Here is a 19,346-nt window from a genome sequence, read left to right as displayed (position 1 = left end):
TTAATGTACTATTTATAATCTCAATATGAGATTTTAATTAGCCTGAATTGTTTATACCTAAGCTAATATTGTCGTTATTTATCACTATCAGAAATCCTATATTATTAAAATGCTCTTGAAACAGGCACTTCAAAAATATACTTTATTGTTCGGAGGTTTTCACAGATGAAAATAAAAATTGGTCATTTTGTTTTTATGGCACTTGTGTTTTTATTGTCCATTTTGATTTGCTATAAATATCAGGTAAGCATTGTTCTAGCTAAGGAACAGCATAATCCGATAAATATTAGCGATACTGTGAGTAAATTGGTAAACCCTGCCAGTTTATTAAGAGATAGTTCTCCAGTCACTAGTCCGTATATACCAAGCAATGGTACCCCATTATTGAAAACATGGCAGTGGCCAGATGATGGAGTCACTGACCCGAATAAAATGACAAATGAATTTGCATTGGAACCCGATCCTAATTGGCCTGCTGATCCGTCAACTGGCAAACCCCAAGGATTGATTGCACATGTAAAAACGGCTAAGCAATTTTTACAGGCAGTATATGGTTATTATCAAGTTAAATCGGATGGTGTTACGCCAATTGACCATAATGCAAGTTATGATGAAATTCCTTACAAAAATGTGGCTGATGGAATGTATAATACAGGTCGTTACACTAATATTACTAAAATTGTTTTAGAGGAAAATATTGATATACCTAGTTTTTCAAAAGAAGATAATATAAAAATTAAAGCTCCAGATGGTAGATTGGTTCCAGTCAACTTTGCTTCTTCTCTAACTTATATTGTTGACGGTAATACTAATGGTGCAGGAGGATATAAATATCTAACTACAACCAGACGTCCTAGCCAAAAAGATGAAACTGATATTAATAATACCCATACATTTAGTCATCTAGTTATTGATGGAACCAGTGCAGAAAATGGTAGACACTCGCTTAATATGGGTAATTTAACTTTGCAAACATACAGTAATTCGAATCAAGATATTACCTTTGAAAATATAGATACTTATGGCAGTTGCTATTATGGACTTATTGATGCTTATGATGGTGGGACTTCAAACTTTGCTAGACAGACTTATAGAAATATGAATTATTATGGGTCTCAATTTTCATTTGGTGAAGGCAGTAGTACTTTTGTAATGATTGATGGTAAAGTAAATGCTTATTCTTTAGTCGATTATAATTATGATTCTCCTGTTGTAGGTGTAGGTAAAATTAAGTATAGATGTCAAACTAACGCTGGCGGCGGAGATCAACAAAATATTCAAGCTAAAGAAGTAACTTTTGAACCTGATTCCCAATATAATGGTTATACATTTAGCGGTAATACAATTGAGTTAACTGGCAATGCTAATATCGAAAAAAATGCAATAGTTAATTTATTTCCTCATAGAGATATTTATACAACGCCTGAAGATAGTCCTACTAGTTATATATCTGCTGGGCTTTATTTAAAAGGTGGTACTGCTAAAGTTAATATGAAAAAAGATAGTAAGCTAAATATTATTTGTGATAAATTACCTTTATCTGCTAGACGTACTATTGACAATTCAGTCACAAATTTCCACTATAATGTTCCGCAAATGCCTGTTGGTACTACTAACACAGATGGAAATTACTCTGCATCAGCTATCGGCCTATTTATGGCCGGCACTAATCAAAATAGTGGTATTTACTATGATAAAGAATCTAATGCTTCTATTTATATTAATAGTACAGTTGCTTTGCCTACAAATATCAATTTAGTAACTGTTAACGGCGGTACTGCCGACATCGGTGGTGGTGCAATGTATATTAAAGCTGAAAACTTAGGCAGCAATAATGCTAATGTATTAGGTATTGGTTCGGGAGCACAAGTTCAGATTGATAGAGGAGGAACCTTCGACTTATCAGCACCAGGTGCTACAGGAAATGTTAATATGCTGACTACCTCAGGAACTGGACAGTTTAATGTTTATGTCTATAAACCTAAGTTATTAAAGATTGAAACACCACATAATAATCCCAATGCTTACTTAGTCAATGGTACTGGTAGGGTAGAAATGCATGGTGTTAAAGCTAGTGCTATCGGTCATAAGATCAATACTCCAGGTAGTGATGATCCCGATGTTGAATTAAAAGAAACACCTTTCGAATATTTAAATTTGCCTTTCAATGGAAATTTTTTACAAACTGCTATTCCACCGTATACCAATGCTGATGTACAAATGGGAGTACAATCTAATGGTGCATCTCTATTAGCATTAAAAGATGTTATCACACCTATGTTGGGTGATTATGTCATTGGGCCTGTTAGAAAGATTCGTGAATTTGATTCAATTACAGTTAGAGCTATTGATGATGGACCTAAAATTACTGATACTACACCTCAAATTAATAAAATTTCTGAAATCACACCTACTCAACGCAAAATAACTGGAGTAGTAACAGATACAGCAGGTAAAGATATAACAACAGGCTTAGCTCCGTATCAATCTAATGATAAAGTACTTCCACGTCTTCGCTTAGTATTAAATAGACTTGATGCGTCGGGCAAAGTTAAAACTATTGATTTGGGAACTAAAACTAATGACAAAAAAGATATTGGGGATCCACTAACTAAAGCCTTAGATTCCAATGTAATAAACCATCCTATTCAGCCAGATGCGTGGGATTGGGAATATTCTAAGGATGCAAATGGCAATACTGTCCCCAAAGAAGTTAAGTATTTATCAGATAAGGGTATTCCAGCATATACGGTATCAGGTACAAGCACTTATACAGATACACCCTGGGAATATATTAATTACGGGGATAAGGATGATGATAATATTCCTGATAGTCAAAAGTGTGTGACCTGGAACGGAAATCAGTTTACTATTGATGTAGACAAAGTTATTAAGGAATACAATAATAAAAATTTGGCTAATCCAATTCAATTAACCGGTTCTGATACGATAAATGTTTTGGCTGAACATGCTTTTCAGGCTTCTCAAGTTATACCGATTAAAGTGACTACTTTGAATTTGAAATTAGGGAACAAATATAAAACCTATTATGCTAAAGGTAGCGATCTCCAGCTACCTGTGCAGTATCAAGAAAATCATCCCGATGCCAAAAAATTAATATTAACAGGATGGTATTTAGGATCACCAAATATTACTGATGCTTTGGATCCTAATGCTCCAACTATTAAAAGTCATACGCCCACTGCTGCTGTTCCCAATCCTGGATTTGATATTGGATTAACACAACCGGCGATTCCTGCTTCTGGAACTAATCCTGGACAAGCAGCTGAGTGGAAAGACGTCCAATGGTCCATAGTTAATAGTCCTACTGTTCCTGTAACTAGTAATTTAGGTAAACACGCTTTTAAATTTTACGGTAGTGACAATCAAAATGGACGTAGTCCAGATTTTAACTTGAATTCAGCGGGTAAAATTGATAATAATGAATTGCTTGAATATGATTATGAAGTTCTTAATTTACCAAGTTATTCAGGTAAGAAAGAATTATGGGGACAAAAGTTGCGTTATAGCAATGATCCCAGTTTTGTTAAGCCTAATCCTGATCGGATCGGAACAGATATTTATACAGAAAAGAATATTTTTACGCCCCAAGCTAATACTATGGAGATTGGTAATAATGTAACCTTTACCCGTGGGGATAGTGCTACTGGTGATAACGATTCACCAGAAATTGATGTTAAGGATTCCGTAACAATTATCGCAACAATAAATGGCAAGAAATATTCATTTGCAACAAAATGGAATAATAGCCATCAAGTGACTGTGAAACCCAGCGACTTTAAACTTACAACTGATAATTTTCCTGTAAATACAATCTTTGAATTAGACAATAAAGTAAGACTATTAACAGCCACAAAGGATCTCTTATTAGCATCTACACATATGCAAACTAACTATAAACATACAGTTAACGGACAAGATCAAATCGATCTAGTCAATTTAGGTGAAAGTAAGACAATTAAAATTGGTAATCCTTATAAAATTGTATTGACAGTACCAAATAAAATAGATTTTGGGAATCATACGGTGTCTAAGATAGAAGATAAAGATTATCAGATAACAAATGATAAAGATGTTAAAGATAATTTAAGGTTAGAATATACACCAGTTTCTCATAATTCATTGGCAGTTTATGCAATATTAGATGATTATCTGACCGGTACGTTAGATAATACTAATCAATTAAGCGATCCAGACGAGGGGCTGTATTATAAATCCATATCGGGTAATAAGAGCTATTTATCACAGGCGACACAAATAGGTGATGTAATTAATGTTGGCACTCTTCCCGCTAGTGGGCCGGCAACAACTGATAAGACTGTTATGATAGCTAATGATTGGTGGAATAAAGGAATCCAGACTATAGGATTATTCTTACACATTAATCAACATAATAATTACAAGGTACAAGAATATAAATCTACTATAACTTGGAGTGTAGATAATAGTATTCAGTAATTTTAGTATGGACGATTGCAAGAAAGGACAAAAAGGGTGTTTACCAGCTAGATCTTAGTGATCTAGCTTTTTTGTTTTTAAAATATGTTCTAATTACTGATAACTTCTACTTAATCACAATTTGAGATTGATATTTTAATGACTATAAGTTAAACTTATAATCGTGTTTTTATTGCATTAAATGTTATAATCGGCATATAAAGGGTTATTTAAAAATTAAAAACAGTTACATTTATGAAGTTTATAAATTATACGTTTAACTGTAATAAGATGAAAAGCTACGTGAGTAATCGCTTCAGGACTTTTAAAGATCAGTGATTAAGTGTTCGTTCTATGTTTGTGTTGTTAAGCATAAGCCTCTTGTTGCGGTGGACTTTGGCGAATAAGCCTGTTTTTTGATTGAAATATGATATATTGTCACACTTTTAAAGGATAAGCTATCATTTTTATCTTACTTAAAGGATCAAAATGCATTGTTCTTATTATGTAAGTGTTCAATCATCATATCCAAAAAGATTAATCTCTTATTTGTTCATAATTATTAGTTTAAAGAGTTTAGCATTTGAGCTTAAATTTTGTTAAATCATTAGTACTTCATCAATCTTTGCTTTTATGGTGGCAGTTTAACTACATTAGCAAGGATTTGTTATGGTTTTAAGATAAATCATAGGAATCGTCAATTAACTTTTTGATTTATCCTTTCTTAATATTATTACGACTATTTACTGAGTATTTTATTAATAACTTTAAGAAGATTGGCTCGATTTTAACGGTGCTAACTATTTAAAATTTGTGCTTATTAGCTTTTATTTTGCGCTTCATTTTTTGAAAACTGATCCTTTATTTAGCTATCAATATTTACATAAAGAGATTTCTGGAAGAATAATCAACAATGTTAAAGTTGCGCAAAGCTGCTGTTATTAGTTTGTTTATCTCTAATAGAGATAAAAGCTTACTATCTGTTCTTAAAAGAAATTTCTCAAAAAATAGATTTTATTTGTTCGGAGGTCAATACTAATGAAATTAAAAAAAGGGCAGTCATTTATTATTGTAATTACGTTGCTAATGACGATAATTGGCTACTATAAATATCAGGTAGAAACTGTTCTTGCTAAAGAACAACAGAATCCGATGAATATTAGCAGTACTGTTAACAAATTAGTAAATCCATTCTTATATACACAAAGTTCTGAGTCTAATACCTCTTTTATTAATTTTCAAAAGAATGGTATTTCCTTACAACCTAGAGGGGCAATAGATCCTAATGATCCAAATGGTGATGGCTCTCATGACTATGTTTTAGAAAATGAAGGTGCACCTAAAACTGTTACTGATATAAATGGAAATACAGTTGAGGTTCAGGCTAAAATCGCTCATGTATATAATGCTAGTCAGTTTATACATGCTGTTTATGGTGTCTATCGAAGAGCAAATAATGGCGATATTACTTATAATGGAAATTATTGTCCCTATCAGCAATCCGATTCTAACGATGGTGTGGGAAATTATTCGGATATTGTAAAAATTGTTCTAGAAAGGGATATTGATTTAACTAAGGTTAGTGAAGAACAAAGGAATTATCCTATTTTTGTAAAAGACGGAAAAGGCCAATTAACTAAACGAGTGAATCTTTTTACGCCATCAACTAATCATAATGGTGCTACAAATTTGGCGTATCTTGTAACTAAAAGGCTTCCCAGCTTAGTAGATGAAAAAGGCGGTAATGGAGAAACTTTTACCTATAGTTGTTTAACTATTGATGGTGAAGATACATCTCCGCTTCATATTCGTCATTATCTGAATTTGGGTAATGTTACCATAGAAACATGGGCTTCTGATCGTAACAGATCAAATTATGATTTTACTATTAAAAATTTAGATATTTATGGTAGTTGTTATTTTGGAATAGTTTATGGGGCAACTATGGGCAATCATACTATAGAAAGATATGATAATATCAGCTACTACGGGGCACAGTTATCTTGGGCTGATCCAAATGCAGATGTTGTAATTTATATATCAAGGGATGTTAAAGTATATTCTTTAAAGGACTATTATGCACCACATGATCCTGTTAAATATACTTCACAGTCTTGGCGAACAGGTGGAGATCAACAAAATATTCAGGCTCAAAGTATTTTTTTTACATCCAACTGTAATTATTATGGCTACACATATAATAGTAATTGTATTGAATTAAGGGGTAATGCTATATTTGAAGATGGATCTAATGTAGAGTTACATCCTCATGGAACATCTCCCGAAAGTGTTAATAATAGTAATATTGGAGATATACCATATGGAATTTTGATTATAGGTGGAACAAAGGATGATCCACCTAAATTGAATTTAAGAGGTTCCGCCCATTTGAAAATTATTTGTGATGCAGATGATGCAGGAATACCTACTATAACTGATGCTAAACCTTTAGTGGATAATGCGGCTCCTGGTGGCATTTATATGTCCAGTATATATGCCCAGTTAACTTTTGAAAGTGTGAAAGATATAAATGGAAAAAGTAAATACCCTAATTTGGAAGTCTTGAGTAAACAGCCCATTTATAGCAATAAGCCTTTAGTATACTTTGGATCTGGTTCTGCTGATTTATCCCAAGGATCTTTTAGCGTTAAAGCTGATAATTTGGGTGATTATGATAATACTAATAGAACTGGTAAGGGTGTTAATGGTTTAATGAACGTTGGTGCAGACATGAATATTAAAGTTCGCTATGGTGGAACTTTTAGTATTGTGGTAGGACCTGGTCATAATCAGGATCATCCTTTAAATCTTTTATATTCTGGTGGGACGATGAATATCAGTATCGTTAATCCGGCCAATGTTACCTTAGATTTAACTGAAGATCCCTGTGATGCCAGTGCCCTGGTGTATGCTGATAATAGTAATAGGGCAAGTAGAACGTCAACTGTAGTAACGGTTCCGCAAGATCCCACTCATCCTAATCAAAAATATATCGAAATAGGTAACTATAAGATTCCAACAGGCACACATGTTGTCTTACCGAATGGAATTGTTAAAGCTTTGCAGGCTCGCTTTCCAATTATTCCAAATTCGTGGGCCAGTGATTCGAGTGCGGATATTGAAGTTTATGACACTAAAATTCGAGCTTACGGTAATAACAGAGCTCCTGTCAATTCCAAAGGTGACTCTATTCTTAATGGAGAAAAAATTATAGGCCCTATAGGCAGTCCGAAGGATGTTGTAGTTGGAGGAAGCACTACAGGTGGACCTATACGTGTTCAAAGACTAGAATTACCCTTTACAAACAATTTAATTGATCCCTTGTTATTTGCGGATGGTACTAAGGTAGTCCAAGCAAATGACACTGAAGCACTGCGTCCCTTAAAAGATGCAATGTTTGACATGTTAGGTAAAGAATTTCGCTATATTAATTTAACAGATCTACCTAATCCTGCTTTAATTTTAGATGATGGTTCATCAGTAGTTTATCCTAATAAAAATGCTGTTCCTGATCCTAATAATCCTAACAAGAAAGTGAACGATTGGATAATCAAGGCACATGTTGGCGGTGATCAATATCAAAATTATGACCAAGATTTCCCTACTTCGATTAAAAGCAAATTTGATAATGATCAAATAAAAAGCGAATTTGATCCTGAAACACCGCTAGTTCGTGTTCAAGTCAAGCGTCCTAAAGGCAACTCTAACGAATTTGATTATTTTGATTTAGGTACAGTAGTAAATACCAAAGAAGCTCAGCAAAAAGCTAATAGTATGATTATGCCGCCAGATGCTGCTGAATTAGTTAATCCAGTAACGCCTAATGTCTTAGACGATAACTTAGGCAACATGAGGGTGCTTGTTCCTGATCCTAATAACAATAATAATCTTGTACCTAATCCCAATTTAGGTAAGGTAATTAAAAAATACCCTGATGGTCTTCCCAGCAATCCACAAAGTCAAATCACTGGTTGGGATAATGATTTACCTAAATATTTGCCTCTAGATGATGGCAAAAATGGTGGCGCTCACTGGGATACGAATGGCTGGGATAATAGTAAAAGTGGGCTCGGTGCTTATCGTGATTACAAGCATACTCTTTCTTATAAATTGAATGTCTTATTGGATAATTATAATAAAAATCATTCTGACAAGGAGCAGTTGCATTTAACTTCCAATGATCAAATCATAACTAGTGCTGTAACTAACTTTCAATCTACACCCTTAATGACTACCTATATTAAGAATTTGACGCTTAGTCTGAATAATGATAACGCTACTTTCTTATTAGGTGATGATGTAACTGCTTCTCTGAAGTATTATGATGGTGATGACTTTTATTTACCTAAAGATCCTAAACTAGTGTTAAATGGTATTATTGATAATGATGCTGCTAAGGCCATAAATGGAACAGTTGATTTAAAACCCAAGCAGACTAATAACAATTCCTGGAAAATCAAGATCGCTGATGCTAGTGATTTAGATAATGGTAAAGCCAAAACTCATTCAGTCAGTTTCACTGCACAAGATAACGCTAAGCCAATTAATGTTGCTTATGATGATAACAAAAAAACTAATAATGCTGGCATTAGTGGTGATAACTTTACTTGGCATTATACAGTCTTGCCCTTGCCTGCTTACGGGGGTGATTTAAGTATTAAAGATAACCCTTATGGAACAGGTAAAGATAACCAAAGCAAGATTTTAAAGGGTTCCCATACATTGACTACGACCTTTACCCCAAAGGTTAATGAAGCAGTGCATTCCATCATGATTCGTCATAGTGATTCTACCCCCAACAAAGATTCATTTTGGCAGGGAAAAGGTACAGGTAATATTATAGCTTCTTATGTGGATAACAATACTCATCAAAAGGTTACTTCTCCGAAAAAAAGCTTTGATACTTCTAATTCTAATCAAGTATATACTCCAGCGTATTTCGGATGGAATAAGTTGACTGATTTTCCTAAAGGAACAACTTTTACAGTAGAACGTCCGATTACAATTACTGCTGAAAAGAATCAATCAGTCTTTATTGATAGTGATGTTATCACCTCTCAAGCAGCTGATGGCACAACGAAAGATCTGGGTACCAGTAATACCCTGGCATATAATGGTTCTGGTTCTTTAACTTTGGAAGTTCCCGAAAAAATTAATTATGGACGCCATCATAATATGACACACGATTTATTACCTATTGACAATATGACAGGTGCTTTAAAAATTATTAATGAAACAACCGATTCGCAAAAAGTTAAGTTGACAGCAGATTTAGCAGCAGATACACCTAATAATTCTGCAAATAATTTGTTGACACAATATTTACGTTATCAGATTCCCAATACTAATAATTTTCGGCCTATTAATGGTTTACTAATTTATGATGGGAATTTGAGTAATGCACAAAGTAATAATTCAGTGGATATTTCTGCTGCTTGGAAAGATAATAATAATAAGCAAGCGGCTGGCCCAATGCTAGATTTGCGATCCTTATCGCAAATACCAAATATCGGTTCACAATCGGCTCAACTTACTTGGACTTTAATATTTGGTCCATAATATTCAAATCTAATACTAAGCTGCTCAGAAGTCATGCTTATTAAATTAAAAATAAGAACTTTGTTTTAATCATTAGATGTAAATTTATGGCTAGGATTCTTGCTAATAATTTAATATACGCTCAATGATATGATAAAAGGCTGGGAAAAATATTTTCCCAGCCTTTTATATCCTCAAGTTGTGGCTGTAGCCATCTCTTTTAACTGGTAATTGGGATTTTAAATATTAAGGTGCAATATTATTTTAAAAATGATATAAAATGAATATAATAATGGTGTTAAAATAAGTATAAATTTACTAAAGAAAGCATGATAGTAACAATGAAAGATCAAACAAATAAAGAAATACTCAAAAGGATTTTTTCTCTGATGTTACTGTTGTTTATTTTATTAGTTTTATTTTTATTAAGGACAATGTCTGTTAGTGCGGTACAATTGGATAATGATCCTTTAACTTTGATCAGCGTTGCTTCATTAGAGCATCCTAGTTCTGCAAATAATACGTTTTTTAAACAAACGTTACCTACTCCTCAAAATCTATTGAGTGATTCTGATAATCCTTATGCATCTCCTGATCACGATTTGGATTTATCAGATGATGGTCAAGGGGGATTTACGGCCTATGTATATACCCCCAAAGGATTTTTGGAAGCTATTTATGATCCAGCCAGTCCGACCTGGTCTTTTAATTCATCCAACAAAAATGCATGGAAGACTTTTTCTGCGGCTGGCAATTTAAGTAGTTATTTATATCTTGGAGGAAGTCGACAAGACCCGTTACCAGTATCTAATATTCATAAAATTGTTTTAATGAATAGTATTGATATCACACAAGCGGATGATATTACAGCCAGAAATTATTCGATTAATCGCCCAAGAATGGGTGAAACTCATGGAACTGGTGTAAACGGTTATTTATCCTATAAGTTTGTTTCTATTCGTCATGATAATTTAACTATTACTGGATTGTCTAGTGATAGTATCCATAGATATTGGTTGAATATGGGTTTTAATAATTTAGCGTTGACCGGTATAAATTATCGTAATCCTAATCCTCTAGACAGTCCTTATAAAGAAAATTGGACAATTGAAGATTTAGATATTTACGGGACGACATTTTGGGGAATTGTTAGCAGTAATACTGGTGATGCCTCTAATTATGAAAATCCTGATTTGAAAAATTCTGGTTTACATGGTGGTTATAGTTGGATTACTTATAAAGATATTAGTTATACGGGTTCTCAATTAGCTTGGACGGGCAATGGGACTAGCGGAGTTACTATTCAAGGTGATGTTACTGTTCATTCGACAGATTCGTATAAATCTCCTGGTTCAAATTATATTTGGGAGTGTGAAGGTGGCGGTAATCAGCAGAATTTTCAAGTTGATCGGATTGTTTTTGGATCTCAATGTCATTATACTGGATATACTTATGACGGCCAATGTCTCTTCTTAACGGGGAAAGCTACCTTTGAAAGTGATTCTCACGTTGATTTGTATCCACATGGCAGCACCCCAGAACTGCCACTTGATGGTTATGGTAGTAACTGTAGCGGTATGTCTTGGGGAATTTACATGTATACCCAAAACAGAGATACTCCGGCAACGATTGATATGAAGGGTTCAGCTGTTTTAAATATTCATTGCAAGGGCAAAGATGACCCTAATGCTGAGCATCAATCTTCCATAGATCAGCCTTGCGGTGCTATCAATATGGATGCTAGTGATGCCAAATTAAATTATTATCAAGTTAAAGGTGAAGCCTATCCACAGATTAATATTGATAGTGATGGGCCTATAATTGATAATCGCCCGCTGGTATTTTTTGCTAGTGGAACCGCCAATCTTTCCCATGGCTCCTTTACGATTACTGCTTATAATCTTGGTAAGTACAACAATACTACACGTAACAATCAACATGGAGGATTGATGTATGTTGGCGCTGGTATGAATATTAATGTTAAAACTGGCGGCAATTTCCAACTTGCTGTTGGTGATAAAAACAATGATGCTGACTCGCCAATTAATCTATTATATTCTGCAGGTGCGATGAATATTCTGATTAATAATCCAGAAAATGTGTCGCTAGATTTAAATAAACATCAGTCGGCTAATAGTGCTCTAGTCTATGTTAATAATGGTAATACCATAACTATTCCGGCAAATTATCCTGTTTCACAAATGGGTGGGGTTTCCTTTCCAGTTGCTCAAACGGTTGCTACTAGTAGTGGTGCCGATATTAAAGTGTATAATACGCGAATTAAAGCTAGTGGTGATACTGGACGCATTAATGATACAGGTACTATTAATGGTGAAACCATCGGTTTTCAAACTCCAGAAGACGTAAATGTGGGGATGAATAGTGACGGCGCGATTCGTGTTCAACGACTCACTCTTCCATTTACACATAATTTGCTGGCTCCATTGCTTTACTTAAATGGTGGGAAAATTATTCAAGCACCAAAGAAAGATTTGGATTTTTTAAGAACAGCTATGATGAAGATGCTAGGCAAGGAATTTAGATATATACAGTTTTCTGATTTACCTAGTCCTTCTTTAGAGTTAAGCAGAAATTCCTCTGTTATATATCCTAATCAAGGTCAATATATTTTAAACGCTCAAGCTGGTGGTGATACTTGGGAGAATAATAATAATGTTGAATCGCAAAAGTTTGTCCCGACCCCACCTCGAGTTCATTTGCGTATTCATCATGAAGATGGGTCAGTTACTGAGCTCGGTACAGTAGATAATAGTGCATATGAAGCTAAGCAAAAGACCAATTCTGATTTATCTGGTCCAAGTAGTCAGTTAGTGTCTTCGGTTACTCCTAATCAATTAGAAGATAATCAGGGGAATTTTAATCCTGTCATCAGCAATGGAACTGGCGGTTTCCAAGATAGTCCAACGGTTGGTAAGAAAGTTGATGCCAGTCCGAAATATTTGGATGATAGTCTGGTAACCTGGGACAATGGTCGGTGGGATCCATCGAAAGTGGATAATCATACACTCAAATTTGATTTACAAGCAGTACTGAAAAAGTATTATGAAAATAATCCTCAAGCTCCGAAAATTCATTTTAAGGCTACCGATCAAATTTGGACGAGCTTAGTGGCCAATTACCAAGAAGATATGTATTCGATTACTTATATTTGCAATTTATCTTTGCATGTAAGAGAGGATCGACAATACCTTTTAGGCGATGATATTCAAGTTCCAATTCAGTATTATGATGGTGATGATAATTTTAATAGTAAAACCCCAGAACTTTCAATTACTAATGGTCAGATAGATGGGAAAGCCCTTAAAGGTGATATTTCACCAATAACAATGAAATTAAAATCCCTAGAAAAAAAGGATTTTAAAATTGGCACCGCCCAAGAGGTGGGACAACATGAATTTACTTTTAAAGCCCATGATAATGCTACTCCTAGTAATTACGCCTATGATGAAAATAATAACAATATCGCGAGCGGCGGGGATAATTATCACTGGCATTATACAGTTTTGAATTTTCCTCGATATAAGGGAATAAAGACTATTAATAATGCTCCTGTCCAAGAAGCTCAACATAAAATTAAAGATGGTGACTATCAAGTTCAAACTACCTTTGAGCCTCAATTTAAACGGCCTCTGCACCAAATTTTTATCACTCAAGGTGATGGAGACCTAAATATCACTAAAAATACAGGTGCCAAAATTAGGGCTTATTATCTTGATCAAAATAATAAGAAAGTTCCAGCTCCTATTACTAAAGACTTTATTAGTGGCCAGCACTATATTGCTAAAGATTTTGGCTGGAGTACAGGTGATTTTCCAGCGGGTACAGTTTTTGAAGTAACTCAGCCTATCACTATTAAAAATGCAGCTGTGTCGCCAGTTGCAATTGACAGTGATACGCTAACCACAGTTTCTAATGATGGGACAGTTCAAGATTTGGGAACCAGCAATACGTTGAATTATAATACAGATGGTAGTGTGGTACTAATTGTTCCTACTCAGATTGACTATGGTAATAATGTCATCAATACCATTAATAATGCTGATAAGTTACCTATTAAAAAATTAGATGGTACTTTGAGTATTATTAATGGAACCTCATCAGAACAATCCGTTCAGTTAAAAGCCAGCCTCTTCTCATTATTGGGAGATGACTTCCTAGATAAAAATTTAAAATATCAAGATGGCAGTCACAATATTCCCTTATCTAATTTTGAATATTTAGCTGAATTAAATAATAATAGTATGGATAATATTTCCGATACGTGGTTTGATAGAAGCAATGGTAAGCAAGTACAAGGTCCATTCTTGTATATTCCTAATACTCTTTCGCATGTTACACAAAAGCATTCAGCTAAATTGATCTGGACCTTAACATTTGGGCCTAATTAAAGCAACGTGTAAGATGGGCGACAGCTTCTTAGTTGAAAGACTACTACATTGTCTGTTATGGAGTTTGCTGTAATATTAAATGTTATAAAAAGCCGGGATTTCATCCCGGCTTTTTATAATACAACCACATAATTGCTAAAATACAGGCTCCCTATAAAAGTTAGATTAGTTCATTAATTATAATTTTCAACATGATATTATCAACGCTATATTATAAGAATGACAGTCAAATGGCTATGTATAGCACCAGTAATTGACTTTAATGAGTATAAAATCACTATTGGAAATAAAGCGTTTTTTAATAGTTTAGACTTTATTTATTTTGTTTAAACAATATTTGTGATTTTTATAACTCATTGAGTGAAGTTTTGGTTTGATAAATAATATTAAGCAACTATAATTAGTAATAAGTAATGATTCTAGTTAAAAAAGTTAAAAATAAGGTGTTTAAATGATATCAAAAAAAGCTTCTTTTTTAATAGTGATTTTATGTGTGCTATTCTCCTGTTTACTTATAGTTACTAGTACGGATGCGGCGATTACTAATCCCCAAACTATCACTACTAGCATCCCTGATTTGCAAGCGCTACCAAAAAAAGTGAATAAAATTATGCCTAAGTCCATGCCTGATGCAGCGGATTTTTTAAAGCCTGGTGTCAGTTATCCTGATAATCCCTATGATAATAAGGATTTAATGTTAGTAAAAGACGATAATACTAAATATACTTCATATACGGCATATGTTTATACTATTAAAGGCTTAATGGAAGCTATTTGGGATCCGGCAAGTCCAAGTTGGGATTTTAATATTAATAATCCAACTGATAAACAGCCAAATAAAGTACCTTACTGGAAACAGAGATTTTTAAACGGATATTTAAATTTGGATGTAGGAATTGGAGCTGTAAGTAATAAATCCTATCTTCCGCAATCGCAAATTCATACTATTGTTTTGCAGGCAGATATGGATATAACTAAAGCGGATCCGCAAACAGCCAATGCTTTCCAGCTAAATTATCGCTTGCCTAAATCAAATAAAGGAATGGGTAATGAAGTAGATCTAAAGATATCTTTTAAATACGTTAATATTAGACATGATTATTTAACCATTAATGGCAATAACAAATACATCAACATGGGCTTTAATAACTTTGCTTTAGCTGGACATTCTTGGAGTGGACCGGAAACAAACAATGTCACATATACAGATATCAATACCGGTAAAACCTACAATGGACCTCAGCCGTATAAAGAAGACTGGAACATCGAAAATATGAATATTTACGGTACCACTTATTGGGGATTTATCAGCTGCAATACGGGCAAAGCTGTTAATAGAATTAAAGCTAAGAATCCTAAACCAATTAAACAACCAACTGATCCTGGCTATAATGGCGATCCTAATAATGCAGATTCTGACTATAATAGAAATTTAGCTCAACAAGGATTAAACGGAGGTTATAGCTGGATTACTTATCGTGATGTCAATTATATTGGATCACAATTTTCTTGGACTGGTAATGGTACTTCAGGGGTGACGATTGCCGGTAAGGTAACGTCGAAATCTTTATATTCCTTTAAGTCACCTAATAATTCTTTTATTTGGCGAAGTGAAGGGGACAGCCAGCAAAATTTCCAAGTTGACCAAGTGGAATTTGCAGAACATAGTCGCTATTGGGGTTACACTTATGATGGCAATGGCCTAGAATTATCAGGTGCCGCAGTGTTTAGAAATGATTCCAAAGTAAATTTGTATCCTCATGGTGACTATTCAGCTGAGAATGGTAAGGGGGGGATGGCCTATGGCATTTCGATGGGTGATGGCACACCCCATATTGATTTGTATGGCAGTGCCCAATTAAATATTCATTGCAATACTGATGATCCTAATAGTGACATTGATTCTTCCATAGATAACCATAATGTATTTTCAAAACCTTGTGGTGGTATTTATATGGGAAGCCGTGACGCTAAGTTACAATATCATAAAGTGGCTGGCAGTAATGCTTCGCCGGAAGTTAATATTGAAAGTGAAGGAGCAATTTATAATAATTATCCTTTAATAAATATGTATGGTGGGGAAGCCGATCTTGGTCATGGCAAATTTAGCATAGTGGCTGATAAATTAGGTTCTTATACTAATAGTACTGGTAATACTGGGGGCTTAATGTCAGTTGGTGAAGGAATGCTGATTAATGTTAAAACTGGTGGTGACTTTAGTATTGTGATTGGTGATAATCAAAATGATCCTAATTCACCAATTCATTTACTGTATGCCGATAGTACGATGAATGTTAACATTATGAATCCGAAAAATGTAGTCTTAGATATGCGTAAGCACCAAAGCCCTGATAATGCGTTAGTTTTTGTGAATGATGGTGATGCAACTAGAAGTGGATCGGATATTAACGTTTACGATGCACGTATTAGTGCCTGGGGTGATAATAAACAACAATTAAAACCAATAGGACAGCCTGGTATTCCCATTGGTCAAGCTGGCTACGGTAAAATTGTCAGTTTAGGAATGGGAGACACCAAGACGACAAATACTTCTGGGGGAACTACTGATCCTTTGCCTGTTCGGGTGCAACGATTAGTTTTGCCATTTTCGCGGGGTGCCATTACAGCTACATTGTATTTAAATGGTAAAAAAATTATTCAAGCACCTGATAAGCCTGAATTACAGGAATTAAAGCAAGCTATGATAGACATGAATGGTAAAGAGTTTAGTTACATTAGATTAGCTGATTTACCTGGACCATCTATATCAGGATTGCCGCAAGCTATTTATCCAACGAATGATCGTATGATTAGTGGTCACATAGGCGGCAAGACTTGGCAAATGCCAGAAAATGAGGATCCTAATGATCCTATTTTCCAACCTGACCCACCCTTAATCAGAGTCCAAGTTCAGCGCAAGGATGGGACAGTTGTTGATTTAGGAACAAAGATCAACGATAAAGCTGCTAACCAAAAAGCTAATGCAGATCCTAATGATGTTAAAGTTTATCCAGTGACACCTAATTTATTGGAAGATAACGATGGTAATTTAGACGTTAATACCGCTAAAAATTTAGGTAAGCCAATTACAGATTCTAAAAATAATCCCAAGTATTTAGAGGCTAATGATGTCACTTGGACATCGCAAACTGAAGGTTACGACTTTCAGTTTAACCTTAATAAACTGCTTGACAAATACAACAGTAATCTTCCAGCCGCTCAACGAATTAATTTAAATTCATCCGATGTTATCAAGACTAGTGTGGTAACTAATTTTCAATCTTCAGTGATTTCTAATATGCCAATTATTAATTTGATAATGGGAGTCGATAAGAAAAAGCCTACTGATTTTCTTTTAGGAGATATAGTTCATGTTCCTGTCCAGTATCAGGATGGCGATAATTCTAAGGGTAATGATCAGATCAAAATAACCGGTACAGTTGCAAGTGACAACTCAGTGCAGACAACATCTGTGCAGACAACCATTTCGAACATTGTGCATGATTCTAAGAATATGACTGACTATGATTGGGCCATTCCTGGACAAACAGCTACCATTGGCAAACACACTGTATCTTTTACCGGTAAAGATGACGCTGGCAATACTACTTCTGAAATAGATGCTACTGGCAAGTTAATCTCCCAAGCCATTACGTGGACCTATAATGTTTTAAATTTACCGGCTTATAGTGGAGATATGAGCATTGCTAATAATCCTTACGGAGATGGTCATAAGGTGAGTGCTAATTCTAAAATTCTTAACGGTGCACATCGGTTAGTAACTACTTTTACACCTCAAGGAAAAGCACCGTTACATGCAATTAAGATTACTCATGACCCTACCCAAGATAAATATTGGAAGCCTACTAGTCAGCGGATTAAAGCTTCTCATATTGACCAGCTTACCAATAAAAAAATTGAATCGGGCTGGATTGATTTTGCTGAAGGTCGAGTGTACCAAATTTCCGACTTTAAGAATTGGAAAGACGCTGATAATAATGCTGTTGCTGCTCCTACTGGTTCTAATATTCCAGCTGGGACTACTTTTATTGTTGAACGGCAGGGCCAAATAGGTGACGATACAACCAAAGATCCAGCGTCTTTACCGGTAGCGGTGCATATTAATCCTGATATTATTACCTCAATATCAGCTGTTAATGATTCACAAAAATTAGGCATGAGCAATTCTTTAGATTACAATATTTCTGGCTCTTTAATTTTAAATGTTCCCGGAACTATTAAGTATCAATCTAGACCGGTTCCGGCTGCTGGAAATATCTTCATCCAAACGATGACAGGTGCATTAAGCATTAAAAATAATACCATTGATAATCAGAAAGTAAATTTATCTGCCATTATTGCGCCTATCAAACCAGTATCTAGCTTGGATAATGTCTTTTCTAATTACTTTAAATATAAAGCTACAAAAAGTAGTAATAGCCAAAACTTTACTTCTGATTTTTCGGTGTTAGCAAATAAGATGATTAATAGTGGCTCTGTGGAAGATGTTTCTAATAATTGGTTTGATACCGCTGGTAAACAGCATGCAGGTCCATTTATTGAAATACCGCCTGCTAATCCAACTAGAACTTTTGGTAAAAATAATGCTCAAATCACCTGGACCTTGACTTTTGGACCTTGAAATATTTTAATTTGGTAAATAAGATTAAGTTAATATCGATCATTTTCTAGATGTTTAAACTTTTGGCAAAGACAAAAACTATTTTCTCTTGAATTGTGGTTTTTGTCTTTTTTTGTGGTTTTAAGTAATTTTGTCTCGATGTTTTTTAAGAAATAAATAGTTTAGTAATTTACTTCAGTTTAATTTTTGTAAAATTATTATTTTTAATAAGCCGTTTTTTAGCAGTTAAGCACCTGCTTATTTTATGTATGTAATATTTGCGATATTTTGTACTCAAAAAGTGAATTTTTAATTTGAAA

The 19,346-nt window shown here is 34.4% G+C and carries 4 protein-coding genes; all 4 read left to right on the top strand.

The annotated features are described in order from the left end of the window. Positions 1–165 precede the first annotated feature (165 nt). The 4 genes from EQ827_RS04540 (at position 166) to EQ827_RS04525 (ending at position 19,047) form a co-directional block, all read left to right on the top strand. Positions 166–4,479, top strand: a complete 4,314-nt coding sequence (locus tag EQ827_RS04540) for a pectate lyase-like adhesive domain-containing protein (RefSeq protein WP_181189804.1) — start codon at positions 166–168, stop codon at positions 4,477–4,479. Between the two features lie 1,017 nt (positions 4,480–5,496). Continuing rightward, the gene (locus EQ827_RS04535) at positions 5,497–10,017 is read left to right on the top strand and encodes a hypothetical protein (protein ID WP_181189803.1); all 4,521 of its coding nucleotides are present in this window, start codon (positions 5,497–5,499) and stop codon (positions 10,015–10,017) included. Positions 10,018–10,385: 368 nt separating this feature from the next. Beyond that, entirely contained in the window at positions 10,386–14,405 is a 4,020-nt protein-coding gene (locus tag EQ827_RS04530; RefSeq protein WP_181189802.1) for a hypothetical protein, read from the top strand. A gap of 451 nt (positions 14,406–14,856) precedes the next feature. Then, complete coding sequence (locus EQ827_RS04525; RefSeq protein WP_181189801.1) at positions 14,857–19,047, top strand: pectate lyase-like adhesive domain-containing protein; 4,191 nt, start codon at positions 14,857–14,859, stop codon at positions 19,045–19,047. The last annotated feature ends 299 nt before the right edge of the window (positions 19,048–19,346 follow it).

It is taken from the genome of Bombilactobacillus bombi (genome assembly GCF_013607485.1).
GTDB classification, from domain to species: Bacteria; Bacillota; Bacilli; order Lactobacillales; family Lactobacillaceae; genus Bombilactobacillus; species Bombilactobacillus bombi_A.
This window is presented reverse-complemented; position numbering and strand designations above follow the sequence as displayed.